Genomic DNA, 21,379 nt, shown 5'->3' with positions numbered 1-21,379 from the left:
CTTTAATCGACTATATATAAAGCAGTCCTTATAATTTATAGCTTTGGAATTTATTTTTTCAAATGAGAGAAAAACCCTAGTATTTATGCCCTTATCCTCATTCATACCCCACAAAAAAAGCCACCCTTAATCAAGGATGGCTTTTTTCTTACTACATAACGTTATCAGATTTCTCTAATAGCGTTAGGGTTTTGATGCTTAGCTAAGGACGTTAGCAACAACACCAGCACCTACGGTACGGCCGCCTTCACGAATTGCGAAGCGTAGACCTTTGTCCATAGCGATTGGATGGATAAGCTCTACGCCCATCTCAACGTTGTCACCAGGCATAACCATTTCGGTACCGTCTTGTAATTGGATTGCGCCAGTTACGTCAGTGGTACGGAAGTAGAACTGTGGACGATAGCCGTTTAGGAATGGTGTGTGACGACCACCCTCTTCTTTTGACAGAACGTATACTTCGGCGTCAAATTTGGTGTGAGGGGTGATTGAACCTGGCTTGGCTAGTACTTGGCCACGTTGTACGTCTTCACGTTTGGTACCACGTAGTAGTACGCCACAGTTTTCGCCTGCACGACCTTCGTCTAGCAGTTTACGGAACATCTCTACACCAGTACAGGTGGTTTTTTGGGTGTCACGGATACCGACGATTTCGATTTCGTCACCAACACGGACGATACCTGATTCAACACGACCGGTTACTACGGTACCACGGCCTGAGATTGAGAATACGTCTTCGATTGGCATTAGGAATGCTTTGTCAACGTCACGCTCTGGCTCTGGGATGTAGGTGTCTAGGATGCCTAGTAGTTCTACAACGGCTGGTTGGCCGTATTGACCTTCGTCGCCTTTAAGGGCTTGGGTAGCTGAACCTTTGACGATTGGGGTGTCGTCACCTGGGAAGTCGTAGTCGTTAAGAAGTTCACGAACTTCCATTTCTACTAGCTCAAGCAATTCTTCGTCATCAACAAGGTCACATTTGTTCATGAAGACGATGATGTACGGTACGCCAACCTGACGTGATAGCAGGATGTGCTCACGGGTTTGTGGCATTGGGCCGTCAGTTGCTGATACTACTAGGATTGCGCCGTCCATCTGGGCAGCACCAGTGATCATGTTTTTAACATAGTCGGCGTGACCTGGGCAATCAACGTGGGCGTAGTGACGGGTTGGGGTGTCATATTCTACGTGTGAGGTGTTGATGGTGATGCCACGTGCTTTTTCTTCTGGTGCGCTATCAATAGCGGCGTAGTCTTTGGCTTCGCCACCAGAGGTGATTGCAGCTACGGTTGCGATAGCGGCGGTTAGGGTTGTTTTACCGTGGTCAACGTGTCCGATGGTACCGACGTTGACGTGTGGCTTGCTGCGTTCAAACTTGGCCTTTGCCATGGGTATTTCCTCTTTATTGATGAATCTTTAACAATCAAAGATCGGTAAATAGCTGTTTGACGGCTCATGATGCGTAATAACCATCAAACCGTTGACGCTATGGTTTAACTACTAAAATGAATGTATTAAAAATGCTTACTAGCTTAATCACATGTTTATATATGGGCATTATACTTGTTTTTCAATCGCTTGCATATTGTGCCATCTGCTAGCACATCTCAACAAAACAGTTTTTTTCTAAATATGACTAACAAATAGATTTATAAACCTACCGACAGCACTAAAAGGCAACACCTTAGTGTCACCTTTAAATGATTAACTGCCACACTCTATTTATAATTTTCAATATTTTATAATTCGATATCGCTACAATATTTTGTAAAATACATTGTCTTGTCTGAAGATGATACTTTATCAAAATAGTAAAGCATATAGACAAGGCTTGAACAATAAATGGAGCTCATATTGAGAATTGAACTCAAGACCTCTCCCTTACCAAGGGAGTGCTCTACCGCTGAGCTATATGAGCGTACTTTTAAAAACTATAGTAGCCAACCTATGGGTGGTACTAAAAAAAATATCACGATACAGCTAATAACTGACTGTCGTGATGTTTGATAGTTGCTGCGATGGTGCATATATGGAGCGGGTGGCGGGAATCGAACCCGCGTCATTAGCTTGGAAGGCTAAGGTGTTACCATTATACCACACCCGCATTTACTCTTATATTATTTAACTCTAATAGTAAGCCATTCAATATAAGGAGTATGCTTGGCGCTAGGACAAACTTAGAACAAATATGGTGGTGGGAGAAGGATTCGAACCTTCGAAGCTTTCGCGACAGATTTACAGTCTGTTGGGTTTGACCGCTCCCCAATCCCACCTAGATTGCTTGATATAAATCACTTCAATTGAAAGCAAATTCATAAAAAGCGACTTTGAAAGAGATGGTGCCGACTGCCGGGATCGAACTGGCGACCTACTGATTACAAGTCAGTTGCTCTACCAACTGAGCTAAGTCGGCTTGTTCTCTCAAAGTGGTGGCTATTCTATCAAATATTTTGCTAGACGCAAGCCCTTTTTCATTTTTTTTTAGCTTTATTTTCATAAAAGCTATCAAACACTTGATTGTATTGCTATTTTTCCTGTTATGAAATTGCAGCTTTTTTCGAAGCTAAATTAACGAGACATCATTTAAAGCATAAACTGCCCGTCTTTATTGCATGGTTTTATAAAAATTGTATAGTTTTTTATGAAATCCATCATCTTTATAAGCGGGCAGCTGCTTTATAAGCGGGCAGCTGCTTTATTTCTTTAAGAATACTGTTAAATTTATAAAGATAAGTCTTTTACATACTGCCTTTATTAAACAACCATAGCGCGAGGCCAATGATTAAAATAGCAATAAATACCCAGATAAACCAGCCACCACTCGGTTTTTTCTCAGCTTGTCCCGCATTGGCAGGATTGTTAAGCGCTTGATCCATGGCATTATTACCTGTTGTACCAAGGTCGCGCGGCTGACCCAAATTGGCCGTGCCTGAAAACTGGGCGGTAGCGGCTTGCTTAGCGCGTAGGACATCAGGATCCGCTTCTTCTTGCAAGGTGGTCGTCGTGGTCTTATCATGCGCTGCCGCATCGGTGTCATATTGAGCTTGACGAACCGCGCTCGGTGCTGGTTCATCGACAACTGGTGTGCTAGTTGAAGTTGATGGTTCATTATTATCAGCTACTGACAATACCTCATCGATTCCAGTTTCTTTGATGACTGGCTCTTTGGCAATAGGTTCGTTGATTATAGGCTCGTTGATTATAGGCTCGTTAATTACAGGCTCTGCAGCAACAGTTTCTTTAACGATGGGTTCTTGAATACTAGTTTCTTCAATTGTTGGCTTTTTATCTGCTGCTTCGCTAACGACTGGCGCTACAACGGCAGGTTCACTATCACTAGCCGTAGATATTGTTTCCGCACTCGTATCAGCGTTCGTGCTTAATACTGGCTCATCCGACACAACTGGAACAGCTTGTTCATTATCCAAGGTCGCAGCAACAGGCGCAATTACCTGAAAGTTAAAACTTGCAAAGCCTAGCGTATCATTGGCATTAAGGCGCTGAGATTTATTGCCCTCAATCCGTTGCTCATTGATAAAAGTACCATTCGATGACTCTAAGTCCTTAACGTATAGCTTACCATTTAATACGCTCAAGACCGCGTGATTGCGCGATACTTGCTTGCTACCGAGCACCACGTCATTATCGCTACCGCGTCCAACAGACAGGCTATCACTGACGGTCAAGGTCAGATCGCCTAGTGCTTCGGTCAGGGCATTAAGTTGCCAAGTTGCACCCTCTGTCGTCACAGGTGTATGGGCATTTTCTGTATGATTTGTCATGTTATCACTCCTTATTTTTATAAAATATTCAATGGCTATTTTTATCTAATAACTTTCTATAAATGGCTGTTCTTATACAATTATCTTCATACTGGCTAAAATTATTGTCAGCATTATTTAGGTATAAAGCGAGGTTTTATAATACCGCCAAGCTTGTTGTAAGGAATACTCAGTACGGGCATACCGTATGCGTAGGGGCCGATAGCATAATGCTGATAACGAATATCGATCCCTTTATCAGTCAATGTTACGTTCTCACTTAAGGTAAATGGCCAGTTTTTTTCATAGCTTGCAGCATCTTCATCCACCGTTTTTACCCAGTCTTTATAAGCATCATAAGCTAAAGCTTTAAATTTTGATTTTTTGTTAGGCTGCAGCATATCTGTTAATTGGATTTGTTTCTTAGTTTTTTGGTCAAATATCAGATACTCGCTATATGGCATGCCATGAGCGCCACCAGTGAAGACATAAGAGTTTATTTCAAACAGCTCAAAATCATTCACATGACCCAAGTATTCAGGCGTCACCATTAAGCTATAAACAAAAATACTGTCTTTGGGTAAATCAGCAAACTGCGCGCTAACAAAACCGTCGATGGCAGCTTTGACCTCGGCTGGGCTACTTTGCTTGGTGATAGGCGCGGACTCCGTTGGCTTACTATTGACCACTAAATTATCAATACGCCCATTGGCAAGCTTATTTATCCAAGCATGATTGGTCTTAAGGTATTTCACCTCAATATCTGGGCAATTATCACGCGCTGTACATTTTTCCTGTATTTTTTTAGGCAATTCATATTCTAAATATTTGCTATGACTAATCAAGCTACCCGCCTGCGCTGATAGGCTTAAAGCCCCAAGTAATAAGCCACTACTTAGCAACGTAAGCAGACGTCCCACGCTGCGCTGAGATGGGAGTGGTTGAGTAAATTTTGAGTTATTGTTATGAATGTCAGTTGTAGATTTCATATAGACTCTTTCACATACAAATAAGGTTTATTGATATTCTACCGTAACTATTGCGCCCTATTGTAGGCGCACTGTTTGTGTTTTTGAGTACTTAATGCGCTTGTACAAACTCATATTTGATTACAACCAAAAATTTTTTAATAAAAAAGACACGATAGCGTGTCTTTTAAAATGTAAGTATAAAGATTAAAAGTTTGATTTTAATGCTCGCGCGTATTGCTAAAAGTAATCTCAGGATAGCGGTCCTGCATCAGCTGCAAGTTCACCCGAGATGGCGCAAGATAAGTTAAATAACCGCCGCCATCTATTGACAATTGGTCGTGGGCTTTTTTCTTAAATTTCGCCAGCGCCACTTCATCATCACAATGAATCCAGCGTACGGTTGCGATAGATACTGGCTCAAAGATACATTGCACTTTGTACTCTTCTTTTAGACGGTGGGCGACCACTTCAAACTGTAGCACACCGACTGCACCTAAGATTAAATCGTTATTAATCTGCGGCATAAAGACCTGCGTTGCACCCTCTTCGCTCAACTGCTGTAAACCTTTTTGCAGCGCTTTTGATTTAAGCGGGTCTTTTAGCACCACACGGCGGAACAATTCAGGAGCAAAGTGCGGAATGCCGGTAAAGTTTAATTCTTCGCCTTCGGTAAAGCTGTCGCCAATCGAAATCGTCCCGTGATTGTGCAAGCCAATGATATCACCAGGATAGGCTTCTTCTAACGCTTCGCGGTCACCTGCAAGGAAAGTCAAAGCATCGGCAATACGCACATCTTTACCCAAGCGCACGTGCTTCATTTTCATGCCTTTTTCGTACTTGCCAGAGCACACGCGTAAGAAGGCAATACGGTCACGGTGACGCGGATCCATATTAGCCTGAATCTTAAACACAAAACCGCTAAATTCGGTTTCGGTTGCGGCGACTTCGCGCTCATTGGTCGGATGCGATTTTGGCGGCGGTGCATATTTAATTAAAGTATCAAGTACCATATTAACACCAAAGTTACCCAGTGCCGTCCCGAACAATACAGGCGTCATCTCACCTTTTAAAAACGCCTCGACCTCAAAGTCTTCGAGCGCCATTTGTACCAGCTCAAGCGACTCTTCAAAAGAATCATACATCAGCTTGCCCAAACGCTCACGGATATCAGGATAATCATAACCTTCGCGCGTTTCAGAGACGGTCATCTCGCCGCCATGACCTTTTTCATATAGGTAAGTTTTATTCTCGGTTAAATGATAAACCCCAACGAAATCTTGTCCCATACCAATCGGCCACGTGACCGGAATACATTTAATCTTTAATACTGCTTCAATTTCACTGAGTAGCTCAAGCGGCTCGCGAATCTGACGATCAAGTTTATTGACGAATGAGATGATGGGCGTATCACGCATCCGGCAAACCTCCATCAGCTTGATGGTCCGCTCTTCGACACCTTTTGCGCCATCGACCATCATTAGCGCACTGTCTACCGCGGTCAGAGTACGATACGTATCTTCACTAAAGTCGGCGTGACCTGGGGTGTCTAGCAGGTTGACCATATGGTCTTTATAAGGGAACTGCATGACCGAGGTGGTAATCGAGATACCGCGCTCCTGCTCCATACTCATCCAGTCAGAGGTCGCATGACGGTCAGTTTTGCGGCCTTTTACCTCACCAACTACCTGAATCGCCTGCCCCCATAGCAGTAGCTTTTCGGTCATGGTGGTCTTACCCGCATCGGGATGCGAGATAATGGCAAAGGTGCGGCGTTTGGCGACTTCTTTGCTTAGTTTCTTTGGATCTACGCTCATAATTTCGGCTTCAACGGTTGTGTGATTTAGAAATCACGCTAAATAAATAGGATAAATAATGGGCGTATTGTAGCGGATTTAGCGTTTGGTTGCAGAATTAGCGCATAAAAAAACACTCTCTATTAACTAAGTAGAGAGTGCGGATATTTTTAAATTTCAAAAATCTTTAAGCGTTAGGCGCTCTTAGCTTTAATAATAACGCTTGATTTCTCGTTCTAAAAAGTCAGCGGCGACATCATTGACAATCGTGCAATCGACCACACCGCGAAAGCTGTTGGTATTTGGATTGCTGTTGCCTTCGGCGATATAATCGGCTTCATAAATATCTTTACTATATTCAACCCCGTTGTACTGATAAGCCGGTTGGTCTTTATACTCAAAAAACATCACTTGCGCCGCTTGTTGCTTGTTATCTACGCCATAACCAACCTTAGTAGTTCTAGGCTTTCTATCATCACTAAAACGCGCCTCGGCTGCTTCAATCCATTTATCAAGCGACGAGTATCCTGTTTTGTCTTTTTCGTTAAAAGCTAAAAATTTACGCTCGCTGCTGACGACGGGAATATAGCAAACCGAGCCTGCTGGAAAGGCTAAATTGGTTGGCAGTTTAGAATAGTGACTTAAGCCCGTCTTAATGCCGCGACTATTGCTTAGCGGAACGCCTGCACGGTAATCATCGGCTTTCACACCTGACAAGTCCAAGGTTTTATAAGTGGTTTGATAATTGAACTTGTTATTGCTGTTTTTTTCATAAATAGGCCGTTTGACCGTGCGGCCACTGACTTCAATATTTTTGTGTTCCAATCGTCCTTCGAACTTATCGGCTAGTACCGTTTTGTCTAAAGTATTTAAACTTTGATTGCTGTAGTTATTGACAAGATTTCTGGTTTTAATCTCATAATTACCGGTACGGTAGGTTTCATCGATGCGCGCAATCGCAGTCGCATTGGCTTTACTGTCATAGCTATCGGCAAATCTGCTCAGCGTTATATTATTGCTACTGCCTACGCCAAAAAACACGTCCTCTTCTTCGCAGCCGCTGAGCGCAAGTGCCATTAGAGAGACGATACTTGGTAATAAAATCCATTTATTTAGCGAGGCATTCATTAAACAATGTCCTTATGATTAAACGCTTTTTAGCTACTTTGGTTACTGTAATATGTTAGTAAAATACTTTTTGTGATTAGTTTACATTAATAGTATCGTTATTTATATATCAAAATCCTACTATTATGGTTTTAGAAAACTCCGATTAGACATTTTAGCAAGTTACCATTTCTAAACTTGCGCGATACGTTCAACGTTGCTCACTGTGCTAATCTAAGGAGTTACTATGTAAAATCGCTTTTTAAGTAAGATCACATGTAAGGAAGGTCACATAGTAGATAAATCATTTAATTATAAAAACCAACAACAAAGGATATGTTATGAAAACATTGTATTCTACACAAGCTACCGTTACTGGCGGCCGTACGGGTAATGCGAGCCTAAAAGATAGTGATTTGACCATTAACATGGTCGCACCGGGTTCTGGTAAAGACGGTAACAATCCAGAGCAGTTATTTGCTATGGGTTATGCTGCTTGTTTTGATGGCGCACTGGCAGCGGTCAAAGGTGAAGAAAAAGCAAAATTTGACTCGACTACCGAAGTATCAGTAGATTTAATGAAAGGCGAAGGTTTGGACTTTAAATTAGCCGTAAAGATTCACGTAACCGGTGAAAATACAGAACTATCGGCCGATGAATTTCAAAAACTGGTCGAAAAAGCCAATAAAGTCTGCCCATATTCGAAAGCCACCCATGGCAATATCGATAGTGAAGTGACGTCAGAAGTAAAATAACTCTTAGAAAGAATATTAATTAGTCAGAAGAAAACTGATAAAAGAACTCAGCTGGTCTGGGTTCTTTTTTTATTGGCTATCGTTTTGAGTCGTACACATCTTAACTCTTAAGCCATTCGGCACGCGACGCTTTTATCGTTATAATGGGTTATCTTTTTTCTCATTTTTGATTATACCTAATAAATAATAAGTGACTTTCTATGACCGACAACGATCACAACTCGCACTCGCCCATTAATCCCAATACGCTACCAAACTTTGCCACCATGCCCAATGTGGCAACGATGGATACCAGCCATGTGAACAAAGAGCAGCCGCCCTTTATCTTGGTCGACGGCTCTTATTATTTATTTCGCACCTATCATGCCTTGCCAAAGACTATGCAAAACTCTCAAGGGCTGGTCACTAACGCCATACGTGGGACGTTAAATGCGTTATTAAAGCTCATGCGTCGTTATCATCCAACCCATATGGCAGTCTGCTTTGACACCAAATCACCGACTTTTCGTCATGCCATGTCAGAAGAATATAAAGCCAATCGACCAAAAATGGATGTCGAGCTTGCCGAGCAGATTCCTTATATTCATAGTTTGGTGGTGGCGCTAGGGATTCCATTATTACGTATCGAAGGCGCGGAAGCCGACGATATTATTGGCACTCTAGCCCATCGCGCCGTTGCCGAAGGTCATCACGTCGTTATCTCGACCGGTGATAAAGATATGATGCAGCTGATTAATGACTGCGTGATATTAGAAGACAGCTTTACCGGTAAAGTCACTGATAGCGCAGGCGTAGTGGAAAAATTTGGCATTAATCCTGAGCAAATGATTGACTTTTTAACGCTGATGGGCGACTCCTCTGATGGCATTAAAGGCGTACCCGGTATCGGTAAAAAAACCGCCAAAGACCTGCTTAACGAATACGGCAACATTGATAACATGCTCAAAAACGTCGCCAATATCAAAGGACGCGCTGGCAAAAATCTGGTCGAATATGCCGACGACATTCCCTTTAATGCGCAATTAGCAACCATCGTCACTGATTTAGAAATTGGTCAAGATTGGCGAGATTTAAAAATCAATACCGACCCGTGCGCCCATATCGATGAGCTACGCGCACTCTATAGCGAGCTTGAATTTAGAAATGAGTTGGCATCACTCGACCATCCCAATCATCCCGCCAATGCTAATGGGAATGGCGCACAAAGCGTTGCCGACAGTCAAGCGGATGCCGAATCGCAAGCGCAAATCGCCAAATCTCTACAATCAAGTGTTATCGATAATATCAAAGATAGTAAAAGTCATGATAAAGCGTGGCACACGGTTTTAGATGCGCCTGCTTTTGATAGCTTGGTTACATTATTAGAATCTGCACCGCATTTTGTCATTGATACCGAAACCACCAGCGTTTATTGGCGTCAGGCTGAATTGGTTGGCTTGTCTTTTGCGGTAAAAGCTCACGAAGCTTATTACGTGCCGCTAGCTCATCTAGAAGGCGATGAGCTGATTACCAAACAGCTTGACCGCGATATGGTGTTGACGCGCTTAAAACCCATCTTAGAAAATCCAAACATTGGTAAAATCGGTCAACATTTAAAATATGATGCCCATATTCTTAGCTTTTATGATATCGACTTATTAGGCAGTATTCATGACAAACCTAATAATTGGGCGATGGATACCATGCTTGCCAGTTATGTAATTAACGCGGCCGCTACTCGCCACGGTATGGATGATTTGGCACGCCATTATTTGCATACGCAAACTATCAGCTTTGAAGACGTTGCTGGTAAAGGCGCTAAGCAAGTGTGTTTTGACCAAGTTACCATTGATTTGGCCAGCGATTATGCCTGTGAAGATGCCGACATTACCTATCAGCTGTTTGATTTATTTAGCGAAAAACTGGCGGCAGATAAAAACAATGCCAAGCTGCTACACGAGTTAGAGATTCCAACTGCGGAAATACTCTGCCAAATGGAAGCAAATGGCATTTTAATCAAGCGCCCATTCTTAAACGAGCTATCGCAACGTTTCGACGAAGAAATCATTGCACTTGAAAAACGCGCTTATGAAGTCGCTGGTGAAGCATTTAATCTTGGCTCACCAAAACAGCTCGGTGAGATGCTGTTTGAAAAGCTAGGCGTTGCGGGCGGTAAAAAAACCAAGTCAGGTCAATACTCGACTGGCGAAGCGGTATTGTCAAAGATTGACCACCCGTTGGTTGAAATCGTCCTTGAATATCGCGGTTTATCGAAGCTTAAAAGCACTTATACCGATGCCCTTGATAATGTCGCAGATGCCAAGACTGACCGCGTGCATACTAGCTACCATCAAGCACTGACCAGTACTGGGCGTTTATCTTCAACCGATCCTAACTTACAAAACATTCCTATTCGTACCGCGACCGGTCGCCTGATTCGCCAAGCGTTTATTGCCCCAGAAGGTCGCGTGATTTTAGCTGCGGATTATTCACAAATCGAGCTACGTCTGATGGCGCATTTCTCAGGCGATGTCAATTTAACGCGCGCCTTCAACGAAGGCTTAGATATTCACACGGCAACCGCTGCTGAAGTCTTAGGCAAAGCCGTTGAAGAGGTCAGCGCCACTGAGCGCCGCAATGCTAAAGCCATTAACTTTGGTCTGCTCTATGGTATGAGCGCTTTTGGTCTGGCCAAGCAGCTACAGATGAGCCGCGGCGAGGCGCAAGATTATATCGATATGTATTTTGAGCGTTATCCAAGCGTCAAAGACTATATGATTAATACCCGTGCCAGCGCTTATGAAAAAGGTTATGTTGAGACAATATTAGGCCGTAAGCTTTATACGCCTGATATCAATCATAGCAATCGTATGGTCAAGCAAGGCGCTGAACGGGCGGCGATTAACGCCCCACTGCAAGGCTCAGCGGCGGATTTAATCAAGCTTGCAATGATAGCGGTCGATAAAGTATTGCCAAAAGAGCACGCAAAAATGCTGCTGCAAGTCCATGATGAGCTGGTGTTTGAAGTCGATAGCGATAAGGTCGATAGCATTCGTCAGCTGATTACCGACGCTATGCAGGATGTGTTGACCACAACGGCTGTTGCAAAAGGCTGGCATGTGAACTTTGCCGTACCGTTATTGGTTGAAACCGATATTGGTAGTAATTGGGACGAAGCGCATTAATGACTTAAATAAAATAAAAGCTTAAACGATATCGTTTATCATTACTCATAGCCGTAAGCTTTTCTTAGCAGTATAATAAGTCTACGTTAGACGGTTTTTTACCTGTTAATGCTTTAAATATTGGTTTTTACGCGGTAATTTACGATATAAAGTGAGCCTTCGCGCTCGCTTTTTTGTTTTTAAAGCTAGGAGCGTTCCATTTTACATTCAGATAGCATCATCGAAATCCCTGGTAATATTATCCTGTTAGTCTGTATGCTACGTTGCACGCAGTATGTGATACAAAGCCGCAGCAAACCAAGCAGCTACTTTTGGCTAGCCTCTGTGTTGGTGTTCTTTGAAGTGATTCGTCGTGAATTAAACTACTTACCAGAGCTCTTTATTCCTAGTGATTTCTCACTCCTCACCCATTCTTATGATTGGTGGGAAGATAACGTACTTGCCATTATTTTACTTGTCATCATTGGCTTGCTCGCCTATTCATGGCGTTACCTTTGGGCGGTATTAAAAGATATTAATATCAGCCTGTATATTGCAGTCGCTGTATTGGCGGTCTTACAATATATGGGCGAAAATGCCATTGTTATCCCCGAAAGTATCGGAGAAATGGTCGAAGAGGTTTCCGAGACGATCATTTATACGATTGCCTTGATTTACTTGTGGCGGTTTAAACTTGGCGATTTTGAAAATTATATTTTACATCAGCCAAATCAACACGAACCGTGCAATGCCAATTACTAGGTTAATTATTCTAAGTTAACTGTCTAAAATAGTTTTTAGAGAAATAATGAACGCTAAAACCTTTTTATGGCTGCCTACTTAACTCGTACTGGCAGCCATTCTTTATCTATCCTTACATTTTTTGCACATCCTGTGACACCTCACTACTATTAGTTGCAATTATAACGCGGCACACTGATAAGCATAATTTTGATAATTATAAACAACCCGTTTAATCGTAATTATAACTATAATGAGGACATAACCATGGACAATTCAAAAACCCCATTACCAGAAGAGATGGATCATATCGAAGGCGATAGCAGCATTGATGATAATGAAGGCGATAGCAGCATTGATGATAATGAAGGCGATAGCAGCATTGATGATAATGAAGACGGTAGCCAAGAGATTGATTTAAACAATCCTATGCTACATACGTTTGACGACGACGATGTCATCGATAATAGCGCAGGATTTAATAATTCTGAAGTCGGCACGGATGCCACCCAAGGACTGACCCCGATACATCGCCAAAATATCGATGAAGCTCGGATTGATGAGGTGTTGGTTGAAGACAATTTAGACGATAAAGATTATCCTGACATCGTCGATATTGCTGACAGAGATGCGGCTAAAGTTTCTAATGATGATAATTTTTAGACATTATGTACTGATAAAATGGAAATTCATTTAGAAAAAAATACCGAACATTATGTCCGGTATTTTTTTGACTTAAGAAAACCATTAAACCCAGCCATCGAGTGTACCAGCCCAGCCTTTAACCAACGGCAAACTGAGTGCTTCAAGCAAATCAATATGCGCCTCATCTAGGTTTAATGCTGGAATATAATGATACTCTTGCCCGCCTGCATTTAAGAAATTATCACGGTTTTCGATTGCCAATTCTTCCAGTGTTTCTAAGCAATCAGCAGAGAATGCCGGACTAATCACTTGTACCGAACGCACCCCAGATTTGCCCCAATCTTCTAATACCACATCGGTATACGGCTTGACCCATTCTTGCTTACCAAAGCGTGACTGAAAGCTGATAATCCACTCGTCATCTTGCAGACCAAGTTCGTGCGCCACTTGCGCAGCGGTACATTTACAGCGTTTTGGGTACGGATCGCCTTTATCAGCATAAGGCTGCGGAATCCCGTGAAAGCTAAACATCAGCTTTTCAGGCTTGCCATGCTCGGCTTGAAAGCGGCGAATCGAGTTGGCCAATGCTTGAATATACAGCGGATGCGCAAAGTAATCTTTGACAATGCTATAGTTTGGCAAGTTGCGCTGCTTTAGCGTCCATTTGGTCAAGGCATCATAGACTGCACCGCCAGACGAGGCAGAATACTGCGGAAATAACGGCAAGATAACAAAATGGTCAACCCCCTCGCTTTTTAGTGTATCCATCACGTCAGGCAAACCCGGATTGCCATAGCTCATCGCTGCATGTACAGAAACACGAAATGGCGCCACGCTATTTGCTAAGCGCGGCTCGAGCAGCTCAACTTGGCTGTTTAATATTTTGCGAATGGGCGAATCGCCTTCCCAAATACTGGCATAAGCCTTTGCTACACGTTTTGGGCGACTTGGTAGGACAAACAGATTTAAAATAATCGCCCACAAGAATTGAGGGATTTCAATCACGCGCGGGTCGGACAAAAACTGTTTTAGATAACGACGGACGGCGGGCGCGGTCGGCTCATCTGGCGTACCTAGGTTGACTAGTAAAACGGCAATACGGGGCGGCAATTGAGGTTTCATAAGGGCATTATCTATTCTTGGATTATGTTATTGTGAAGTTATAAGCTTTGATCAGCTAAAAGGAATTTCAAAACTCATATATTTTAGCCATTTATTTAGCAATAGGACTATTAAGCCTTAATTAATCACCCTTGGCAATTATCAAAATATACTAAGCAGACGATAGTCAATCACATACCAAATTATGGTTAAATAAAAAGGCTGATACTTATCATCAGTGTAGCATTTTATCCACCAAAAACGCAGGGCAAAACACATGCGGTTTAGGATTGCGACACCGTTAATACCTCAGCTACTGATACTTTGCCTGAAAGACTGCCTATCAAGGTTGTACTCCTAGGCGCATCGCCATACAATAGACAAGCTTATAATAAGAAAGTAGTTGGACCCCTTATTGTCGCGATTCTAGGTTTGTTTTATTTATAACCGTTTTTTATCCATAACCATTGTTTTATCCATAACTGTAACTGTTGTTTTGTGAGGTAGCTTTGAGCGCACGTTCTGATAGTACCAGTGAACATTCCACCAACCATTCTGCTAATGCGACCGATTCTATCGATTCGGTAGGCTCAGTTGGCCTCGTCACGCCGCAGACTTTTCATTTCGCTGAGCCATTGACCTTGGAGTGCAATCGCACCCTACCTTCATTCGATTTAATATTTGAAACTTATGGCACGCTCAATAGCGACAAATCAAACGCTATCCTTATATGCCACGCCCTATCAGGTAGCCATCATGCGGCAGGCTTCCATAGTGACGACGATAAAAAAGCGGGCTGGTGGGACAATATGATAGGCCCTAATAAAGCCATCGATACCAATCAGTTTTTTGTGGTTTGCGTCAATAATATCGGCAGCTGCTTTGGCTCTACTGGTCCGACCACCATCAATCCAGACAGTGTAAGCGATGAGGGTAAAGCGCAGGTTTATGGCCCCGACTTCCCCCTTGTCACTATCAAAGACTGGGTAAAAACCCAAGCCATGCTCTCAGACCGCTTGGGTATTGAGGTTTGGCATGCCATTGTCGGTGGCTCGATGGGCGGCATGCAGGCTATGCAATGGTCGGTCGATTATCCAGAACGCTTAAAACGCTGCGTGGTCATAGCCAGTACGCCAAAGCTTTCTGCGCAAAACATCGCCTTTAACGAAGTCGCGCGGCAATCCATTCTCTCTGACCCTGATTTTAAAGACGGGCGTTACTTACAGGCGGGTACTTATCCTCGGCGCGGGCTTATTCTTGCTCGCATGGTCGGTCATATCACCTACTTGACCGATGATGCGATGAAGGCAAAGTTTGGTCGTGATTTAAAGTCTGGCAAATTTATGTATGGCTATGATGTCGAATTTCAGGTCGAGAGCTATTTGCGCTATCAAGGCGAACGCTTTAGCGAAAACTTCGATGCCAATACTTATTTGCTGATGACCAAAGCATTAGATTATTTTGACCCGACGCGTGATTATCCGTCAGCGGTAGACTCATCAATACAATCATCGGCAGAGCTAGAAACCTCCCTCGCCGCAGCAGTAAAAGCCGATTCTACTGAGAAAGAGCTTGAGAAAACGGTAAACAGTAGCGCGGATATTGCTACTGCTGACAATGCTGATAACGTTAATGTAGCCAATGCAAAAGAGCTGAACGCGCTAAAAGCTGCCTTTGCTCATACAAAGTGCCAATATTTGGTGGTGTCATTTACCACCGACTGGCGTTTTGCGCCCGAGCGCTCACAAGAGATTGTCGACGCACTGATGGCAACTGGCAAACCAGTCAGCTATATCAATGTCGACGCCCCGCACGGTCATGATTCGTTTTTATTCGATATTCCACGTTATATGGGTGCGGTTAAAGGCTTTTTGACCGCGCCATTTATTGCCAATCGTTTGAAAGCCAAAGGAGCACGCTCATGAGAATGGATCATCAATTGGCTGAGCGTTGGATAGCGCCGCACTCGCATGTGCTGGATTTAGGCTGCGGTAACGGCGAGCTGCTCGCGCATTTACAGCAAAATCTAGGCGTCACCGGTTATGGACTTGAGATTGATGAAGATAAAATCAATGAAGCCATCACTAAAGGCTTATCCATCGTCGAGCAAGACCTCAATGATGGCTTGAGTCGTTTTGCCGATAATAGCTTTGATACCGTGGTTATGGCGCGCGCCCTGCAAGCGGTAAAAGCGCCCGATATATTGCTGCTCGATATGCTACGCGTTGCCCGTGAAGCCGTGATTACCTTTCCTAACTTTGCCCATTGGCAAAACCGCCTGCATTTAGGCTTAAAGGGGCTGATGCCGGTTTCAGAAGCGCTCCCTTATGAGTGGTATAACACTCCAAACATTCACTTGTGTACCTTTAAAGACTTTGAGCAGCTGTGCGCGCAGCATGATATTCATATCATTAATCGCTTTGCGGTCAGTGACTCTGAAAAAGGCCATAAGCCGCTGATGACCGCATTAATCAGACAAGCACCCAATCTGCTCGCAGACGTCGCTATTTATCGGGTCACCAAACAAAAACCTGCTTAATAGTGAGGTTTACGCACGGGTTATTAACGAAAATTTAAATAAAAAAGTAATAATGTTAACCTTAATAGAATGTTAATTTATTCTTACGCTTAAGTAACTCTATGATTTTATTGAGGACCGCGAGGTATAAGTAGGCTTTAAATCGTGTAATTAGTATTTGAGTTTCGTAAGTTTGGGTGTTAAGCTAGCGAAATAGTGTCAGTCATACCCCATATACGACCGTTTATCGGATTTTTTAACCGTTTATCGGCTCTATTTGAGGTAACGACCACTAAATATATAAATGTTATTGCTAATGATTAGGTAAGAAGGTAGCGCAAAATTTCACCTAATTGTTATCGCCGCCTAACTGTCTCAAGCGAGACCATTTTAGCGGTGCAACTTTTTCTTTTGCTTATTAACTGCCTAATTTTGGAGCTGCTATGAAATTATTAAAAGCTGCGTTGTTTACTGCCTTGTTTTCTTGTGCGGGCCTTGCCAACGCTGAGTTAATATCAAACGTGCCACTTGATACCTCACGTTTCGAGCTAATGCCTATCAGTGAGCTGTCTGCCAGCGCTGCCCAAGGTAATAACCACGCCCAGTTTTACTTAGCCAAGCGTTTGCAAAAAGGTGAAGGCGTCGCCCAAAACACCCAGCAAGCTATCCAGTGGTATACCAAGGCCGCTCAGCAAGGCGTCGCCCCTGCTCAGTTGAATCTTGCTATCATGTACTTGCGCGGTGAAGGCGTTCAACCTAACTTGCAACAAGCGCGTCTATGGTTAGAAAAAGCCGCGATGCGCGGTGATAACCGTGCCAGCTATACGCTTGCCCTGCTCGATGAAAAGCAAAAAAATCTGGTCGATGCTTATAAATGGTACGACTTGGCTGCCCGTGATGGCATGCTGGATGAAAAAGTCCGCAATAAAGCACGCGGTAAAATCGGTCAATTGGCATTAAACTTATCAAGTGCTGATATCGCTAGCGCGCGTAGCAAAGCCGATACTTGGTTCCAAAGTAAGTAAGTTGTAATTTAGACTTTACACAGTAAATATAAAAAAGCTCAGTATCATACTGGGCTTTTTATTTGCCATTTTTATGATCTGTCATATTTCGATGAAATTATAGGAGGATAAAACCTCCAAAACCTTTTTAAAATTTGTTAAACTACGCCCGCATTAGCCAATTCCACAACCACGCTAGTGTTATGAATCTTACCAATTCATTTTAACAGTGAATTTTAAAAAGCACCTTAAGCCCAATGCACTAGGTTTGCGACCTAGCCAGCAGGAGAAACACATGAGTACCTCACAAACGACTGACGTACAAGCGTCAACTCACGCCAACGAATACGATAGCGTCACCAATAATATTGTCGTTGCCGCCCTCTATAAGTTCACCCGCTTTACCGATTTTGAGCAATATCGTGAGCCCATTTTAAATACCATGTTAGAGAATGACGTCAAAGGCACGTTATTAATCGCGAGCGAAGGTATTAACGGCACGATTTCTGGTAGCCGCCAAGGAATTGATAATGTCTTAGAATATCTGCGCAGTATCGAAGCCATCGGCAGCTTTACTTTTAAAGAGTCGTATACCGATGCCCAGCCTTTTTATCGCACCAAGGTGAAGCTCAAAAAAGAAATCGTCACCATGGGCGTGGAGAATATCGATCCATTACAGTCGGTCGGTCGCTACGTGAAGCCAAGTGAATGGAATGCGCTTATCTCAGACCCTGAGGTTATTTTGATTGATACACGTAACGATTATGAAGTTCAAATCGGTACTTTTCAAAACGCGGTTAATCCAAATACCGAAACCTTCCGCGAGTTCCCAGAGTATGTGGCAAAAGAGCTCGATCCTGCGAAACATAAAAAAGTCGCCATGTTCTGTACCGGCGGCATCCGCTGTGAGAAATCGACAGCCTTTATGCGTGAGCAAGGTTTTGAAGAGGTGTATCATTTAGAAGGTGGGATTTTAAAATATTTAGAAGAAATTCCAGCCAGCGAGTCCATGTGGCAAGGCGATTGCTTCGTCTTTGACAACCGTGTCTCGGTCAATCACAATTTAGAGAAAGGCAACTACGAGCAATGTTTTGCTTGCCGCATGCCAATTACTCAAGATGATATGCAAAGCGCTGCCTATATCAAAGGCGAATCGTGCCCGCACTGTATCGATAAAGCAACCGAAGAGCAAAAAGCGCGTTTTCGTGAGCGCGAGCACCAAATGCAGTTGGCAAAAAAACGTGGTGAAGCGCATATTGGTAGCGATGTGATCGATGTGATTGAAAAGCGCAAAGCAGCTAAGATTGAAGCTCGCCGTCAAGCGGAAACCGCCAATAAAGCCAAAGCTTAATAAGCTAAATCAACCAAAGCTTAACTGCATTAAGGTTTATTAAATAAGTCTTGTTAAATAAGAGCTATAAAAAAGAGGCCAACAGCGTCTCTTTTTTTTATAGCTCTTATTTATATTATACCGCTGGATAAATTACTTGGCCTTGACCCTTTAGCTCAGCCCCGGGTGTTGGCTTGGCAACATCCAAGCGACCAACGTCCATAATATGCTCTACCCTATGGCCTCGCAGCAGTAAATAGTCGGTAATGATACGCCGATGGCAACGCCACCATACTGCTTCAGAACACATAAGGGTAAGGCGCTGTTTTTTCCCGAGTTGAATAAGTTGATCGAGAGCGGCTTGAAAAGTATCACTTAACGCATAATCCGCGTAGTTATGAAAAGCCTGCACATGCCATAGATCATTAATGTGTTCATCGACCTGCTTTTGCTTCGGACGTCGCCCGCCAAGGTCGGCGCAGTGCTGATAACTGATGCCAACTTGACTGAGTGCTTTTGGAAAAGTATCGATATTAAAGACAGGATTGGTACGAGAACGCGGAAAGCTGCGCACATCGATGAGCAGTTCGATATCGGCTGCTTGAAGCATTTTAATCAGCTCTTCAAGACTACGGGTGGAATGTCCAATCGTATAAAATGTGGTGGTCATGGGTTAAGCCGTGATAAAGTTGTCGTTTTACAATTTATTGTTGTCGTCTTATTTTGCATGGTTTTGTCTTAAATGGTTCAATGGTTGTACTCATTCAATATTACCCAGCCTCAACCTGCTCACTCATTAGGACTTTTGTAGGACTATCGTGGTTGAAGGTCGCTAACGCAGCAAAATCAAGCAAAGCAAACCAAATCTCTACTACTTATAACGATACCCAACATAAAAAAATAGCAGACAACCACCAAGGTCATCTGCTATTTCATTTAACTTACTTTAAGACGTTAAACGTATCTTTATACCGTCAGTCTTAAGCGTTATGAATAATCTATTAAAATAAGATACGTACGCGAATGGTTTCTTCGACGTCTTTTAGCTGATCTAGAGCAGCACGTGAATCGTTATAATCCACATCCATCACCAGATAGCCAACGTCACCTTCGGTCATGAGGCTCTGCGCTAAAATATTGATATGCGCTTCAGCAAACAGACGGTTGATCTGTGACAATACGCCTGGGACGTTTTTGTGGATATGCAGCAGACGATGCGTGCCTTCTTTAAACGGTACAGAAACCTCTGGGAAGTTCACCGCAGTTGCGGTATCACCTTGGTCAGAGTAACGAACAAACTTATCGGCAACTTCAAGACCGATATTTGCTTGCGCTTCTTGGGTTGAACCACCGATATGCGGCGTCAAGATAACGTTATCGAATTTACGTAGTGGTGATTCAAACTCTTCATCAGCAGATTTTGGCTCTTTCGGGAACACGTCAATCGCTGCGCCCAAGATTTTACCTGACTCAAGGGCTGCTGCCAAATCATCAATCTCAACACAGGTGCCGCGAGCGGCGTTGATAAAGTAGCTACCATCTTTCATATGCGCAAACTGCTCAGCTTTCATCATGTAGCGCGTGCTTGGCACATCAGGTACATGCAAAGTGACGATATCAGCGGTTGATAATAGCTCTTCTAAGCTACCAACTTGTACAGCGTTACCCAGTGGCAATTTGGTCACAACATCGTGATAGATGACTTTCATACCAAAGCTTTCCGCCAATACCGACAATTGCGAGCCGATAGAGCCGTAACCCACGATACCGATGGTTTTGCCACGCACTTCATGCGAGTTGGTCGCAGACTTGCCCCAACCACCGCGATGGACGGTGGCATTTTTTTCAGGGATACCGCGATATAGCATGATGGCTTCGGCAAGTACCAGCTCAGCGACCGAGCGGGTGTTCGAATATGGCGCGTTAAAGACAGGAATACCCAAATCACGAGCGGCGTCCAAGTCGACTTGGTTGGTACCGATACAAAAACAGCCAATACCGATCAGCTTGTGGGCGTGCTCAAGCACTTCACGCGTCAGCTGCGTGCGCGAGCGAATACCGATAAAGTGAGCATCTTTAATCTTTTCGATCAGCTCATCTTGATCTAGGGCGTGACTGATATTCTCGATGTTATGGTAACCAGCCCCTTCCAATACTTTTAACGCATTGTCATGTAGACCTTCAAGCAATAAAAACCGGATCTTGTCTTTTTGTAGTGATAACGCCATGTGAGAACTGTCCTATAATTGTCTTATAAAAATCATCAGTGGGATAAGTCTGATGGATGAAACGAAAACAGTCTGGATATCTTACACAAAATTTGGCAGCGATGTTAGCAGATTAGATGAATTATTGCTTATCAAGCCTGAAAACTTTTTATGCTATAGTGAATCATGGTATATAAAACTTATAACCAAACCTTATTAAACTGTTTTTTAACGATTTAAGCGAGACAGATGGGCGTATGACAGCATCTCTATCTATCATTGCGCTACGCGCTCGCTTATACT

Annotated in this window: 16 protein-coding genes and 4 tRNA genes; 8 read left to right on the top strand and 12 right to left on the bottom strand. The window is 43.3% G+C overall.

Going from position 1 to position 21,379, the window contains the following annotated elements; genetic code table 11:
- Positions 1 to 198: 198 nt before the first annotated feature.
- The 9 genes from tuf to CXF58_RS04225 form a co-directional block, all read right to left on the bottom strand.
- Positions 199 to 1,389: an elongation factor Tu gene (gene tuf / locus CXF58_RS04265; RefSeq protein WP_068404023.1), complete on the bottom strand. Its 1,191-nt coding sequence runs from the start codon at positions 1,387 to 1,389 to the stop codon at positions 199 to 201.
- 454 nt (positions 1,390 to 1,843) lie between these two features.
- Positions 1,844 to 1,918: transfer RNA gene (locus CXF58_RS04260), tRNA-Thr, on the bottom strand.
- Positions 1,919 to 2,030: 112 nt separating this feature from the next.
- Positions 2,031 to 2,104 (bottom strand) — tRNA-Gly (locus tag CXF58_RS04255).
- A gap of 85 nt (positions 2,105 to 2,189) precedes the next feature.
- Positions 2,190 to 2,273, bottom strand: a tRNA-Tyr gene (locus tag CXF58_RS04250).
- Positions 2,274 to 2,337: 64 nt separating this feature from the next.
- Positions 2,338 to 2,413 (bottom strand) — tRNA-Thr (locus CXF58_RS04245).
- 325 nt (positions 2,414 to 2,738) lie between these two features.
- Positions 2,739 to 3,782, bottom strand: coding sequence for an FHA domain-containing protein (locus CXF58_RS04240; RefSeq protein WP_102076713.1), 1,044 nt, complete (start codon positions 3,780 to 3,782; stop codon positions 2,739 to 2,741).
- Between the two features lie 113 nt (positions 3,783 to 3,895).
- Positions 3,896 to 4,750 carry an RsiV family protein gene (locus tag CXF58_RS04235; RefSeq protein WP_102076712.1) on the bottom strand — a complete coding sequence of 285 codons (855 nt, stop codon included), beginning with the start codon at positions 4,748 to 4,750 and terminating at the stop codon, positions 3,896 to 3,898.
- A 200-nt stretch (positions 4,751 to 4,950) separates the two neighbouring features.
- Positions 4,951 to 6,546 (bottom strand): peptide chain release factor 3, encoded by a 1,596-nt coding sequence (locus tag CXF58_RS04230; RefSeq protein ID WP_102076711.1) that lies wholly within the window; start codon positions 6,544 to 6,546, stop codon positions 4,951 to 4,953.
- A 189-nt stretch (positions 6,547 to 6,735) separates the two neighbouring features.
- Complete coding sequence (locus tag CXF58_RS04225; RefSeq protein WP_068404017.1) at positions 6,736 to 7,653, bottom strand: hypothetical protein; 918 nt, start codon at positions 7,651 to 7,653, stop codon at positions 6,736 to 6,738.
- Positions 7,654 to 7,973: 320 nt separating this feature from the next.
- On the opposite strand from CXF58_RS04225, the gene CXF58_RS04220 reads away from it, so the two are divergent.
- From CXF58_RS04220 to CXF58_RS04205, 4 genes are all read left to right on the top strand, one after another.
- Positions 7,974 to 8,387 (top strand): organic hydroperoxide resistance protein, encoded by a 414-nt coding sequence (locus CXF58_RS04220; protein ID WP_102076710.1) that lies wholly within the window; start codon positions 7,974 to 7,976, stop codon positions 8,385 to 8,387.
- Positions 8,388 to 8,587: 200 nt separating this feature from the next.
- Positions 8,588 to 11,551 (top strand): DNA polymerase I, encoded by a 2,964-nt coding sequence (polA, locus tag CXF58_RS04215; RefSeq protein WP_068404015.1) that lies wholly within the window; start codon positions 8,588 to 8,590, stop codon positions 11,549 to 11,551.
- A gap of 255 nt (positions 11,552 to 11,806) precedes the next feature.
- Positions 11,807 to 12,292: a hypothetical protein gene (locus CXF58_RS04210; RefSeq protein ID WP_068404014.1), complete on the top strand. Its 486-nt coding sequence runs from the start codon at positions 11,807 to 11,809 to the stop codon at positions 12,290 to 12,292.
- Between the two features lie 246 nt (positions 12,293 to 12,538).
- Positions 12,539 to 12,934, top strand: a complete 396-nt coding sequence (locus tag CXF58_RS04205; protein ID WP_102076708.1) for a hypothetical protein — start codon at positions 12,539 to 12,541, stop codon at positions 12,932 to 12,934.
- 84 nt (positions 12,935 to 13,018) lie between these two features.
- Here the strand turns inward: CXF58_RS04205 and hemH are convergent, their stop codons facing one another.
- On the bottom strand, positions 13,019 to 14,038 hold the full coding sequence (hemH, locus tag CXF58_RS04200) for a ferrochelatase (protein ID WP_068404010.1): 1,020 nt from the start codon (positions 14,036 to 14,038) through the stop codon (positions 13,019 to 13,021).
- A gap of 554 nt (positions 14,039 to 14,592) precedes the next feature.
- Between hemH and metX the strand changes: the two genes are divergently transcribed.
- From metX to CXF58_RS04180, 4 genes are all read left to right on the top strand, one after another.
- Positions 14,593 to 15,942, top strand: a complete 1,350-nt coding sequence (metX, locus tag CXF58_RS04195) for a homoserine O-acetyltransferase MetX (RefSeq protein ID WP_068404028.1) — start codon at positions 14,593 to 14,595, stop codon at positions 15,940 to 15,942.
- On the top strand, positions 15,939 to 16,556 hold the full coding sequence (gene metW, locus CXF58_RS04190) for a methionine biosynthesis protein MetW (protein ID WP_102076707.1): 618 nt from the start codon (positions 15,939 to 15,941) through the stop codon (positions 16,554 to 16,556). The genes metX and metW overlap by 4 nt, the downstream gene beginning before the upstream one ends.
- Before the next feature lie 422 nt (positions 16,557 to 16,978).
- The gene (locus CXF58_RS04185; protein ID WP_068404007.1) at positions 16,979 to 17,560 is read left to right on the top strand and encodes a tetratricopeptide repeat protein; all 582 of its coding nucleotides are present in this window, start codon (positions 16,979 to 16,981) and stop codon (positions 17,558 to 17,560) included.
- 274 nt (positions 17,561 to 17,834) lie between these two features.
- Positions 17,835 to 18,890, top strand: a complete 1,056-nt coding sequence (locus CXF58_RS04180; RefSeq protein WP_068404006.1) for an oxygen-dependent tRNA uridine(34) hydroxylase TrhO — start codon at positions 17,835 to 17,837, stop codon at positions 18,888 to 18,890.
- A gap of 115 nt (positions 18,891 to 19,005) precedes the next feature.
- Here the strand turns inward: CXF58_RS04180 and CXF58_RS04175 are convergent, their stop codons facing one another.
- Positions 19,006 to 19,539: a DUF488 domain-containing protein gene (locus tag CXF58_RS04175; RefSeq protein WP_102076706.1), complete on the bottom strand. Its 534-nt coding sequence runs from the start codon at positions 19,537 to 19,539 to the stop codon at positions 19,006 to 19,008.
- A 331-nt stretch (positions 19,540 to 19,870) separates the two neighbouring features.
- Positions 19,871 to 21,097 carry a phosphoglycerate dehydrogenase gene (gene serA / locus CXF58_RS04170; RefSeq protein WP_068404003.1) on the bottom strand — a complete coding sequence of 409 codons (1,227 nt, stop codon included), beginning with the start codon at positions 21,095 to 21,097 and terminating at the stop codon, positions 19,871 to 19,873.
- Positions 21,098 to 21,379 lie beyond the last annotated feature (282 nt).

Source organism: Psychrobacter sp. Sarcosine-02u-2, from assembly GCF_002836335.1.
Classification (GTDB): domain Bacteria; phylum Pseudomonadota; class Gammaproteobacteria; order Pseudomonadales; family Moraxellaceae; genus Psychrobacter; species Psychrobacter faecalis.
This window is presented reverse-complemented; position numbering and strand designations above follow the sequence as displayed.

Coding starts and splice junctions, on each gene's coding strand:
- tuf (WP_068404023.1), bottom strand. CDS start 1,389: ATGGCAAAGGCCAAGTTTGAACGCAGCAAGCCACACGTCAACGTCGGT.
- CXF58_RS04240 (WP_102076713.1), bottom strand. CDS start 3,782: ATGACAAATCATACAGAAAATGCCCATACACCTGTGACGACAGAGGGT.
- CXF58_RS04235 (WP_102076712.1), bottom strand. CDS start 4,750: ATGAAATCTACAACTGACATTCATAACAATAACTCAAAATTTACTCAA.
- CXF58_RS04230 (WP_102076711.1), bottom strand. CDS start 6,546: ATGAGCGTAGATCCAAAGAAACTAAGCAAAGAAGTCGCCAAACGCCGC.
- CXF58_RS04225 (WP_068404017.1), bottom strand. CDS start 7,653: ATGAATGCCTCGCTAAATAAATGGATTTTATTACCAAGTATCGTCTCT.
- CXF58_RS04220 (WP_102076710.1), top strand. CDS start 7,974: ATGAAAACATTGTATTCTACACAAGCTACCGTTACTGGCGGCCGTACG.
- polA (WP_068404015.1), top strand. CDS start 8,588: ATGACCGACAACGATCACAACTCGCACTCGCCCATTAATCCCAATACG.
- CXF58_RS04210 (WP_068404014.1), top strand. CDS start 11,807: ATGCTACGTTGCACGCAGTATGTGATACAAAGCCGCAGCAAACCAAGC.
- CXF58_RS04205 (WP_102076708.1), top strand. CDS start 12,539: ATGGACAATTCAAAAACCCCATTACCAGAAGAGATGGATCATATCGAA.
- hemH (WP_068404010.1), bottom strand. CDS start 14,038: ATGAAACCTCAATTGCCGCCCCGTATTGCCGTTTTACTAGTCAACCTA.
- metW (WP_102076707.1), top strand. CDS start 15,939: ATGAGAATGGATCATCAATTGGCTGAGCGTTGGATAGCGCCGCACTCG.
- CXF58_RS04185 (WP_068404007.1), top strand. CDS start 16,979: ATGAAATTATTAAAAGCTGCGTTGTTTACTGCCTTGTTTTCTTGTGCG.
- CXF58_RS04180 (WP_068404006.1), top strand. CDS start 17,835: ATGAGTACCTCACAAACGACTGACGTACAAGCGTCAACTCACGCCAAC.
- CXF58_RS04175 (WP_102076706.1), bottom strand. CDS start 19,539: ATGACCACCACATTTTATACGATTGGACATTCCACCCGTAGTCTTGAA.
- serA (WP_068404003.1), bottom strand. CDS start 21,097: ATGGCGTTATCACTACAAAAAGACAAGATCCGGTTTTTATTGCTTGAA.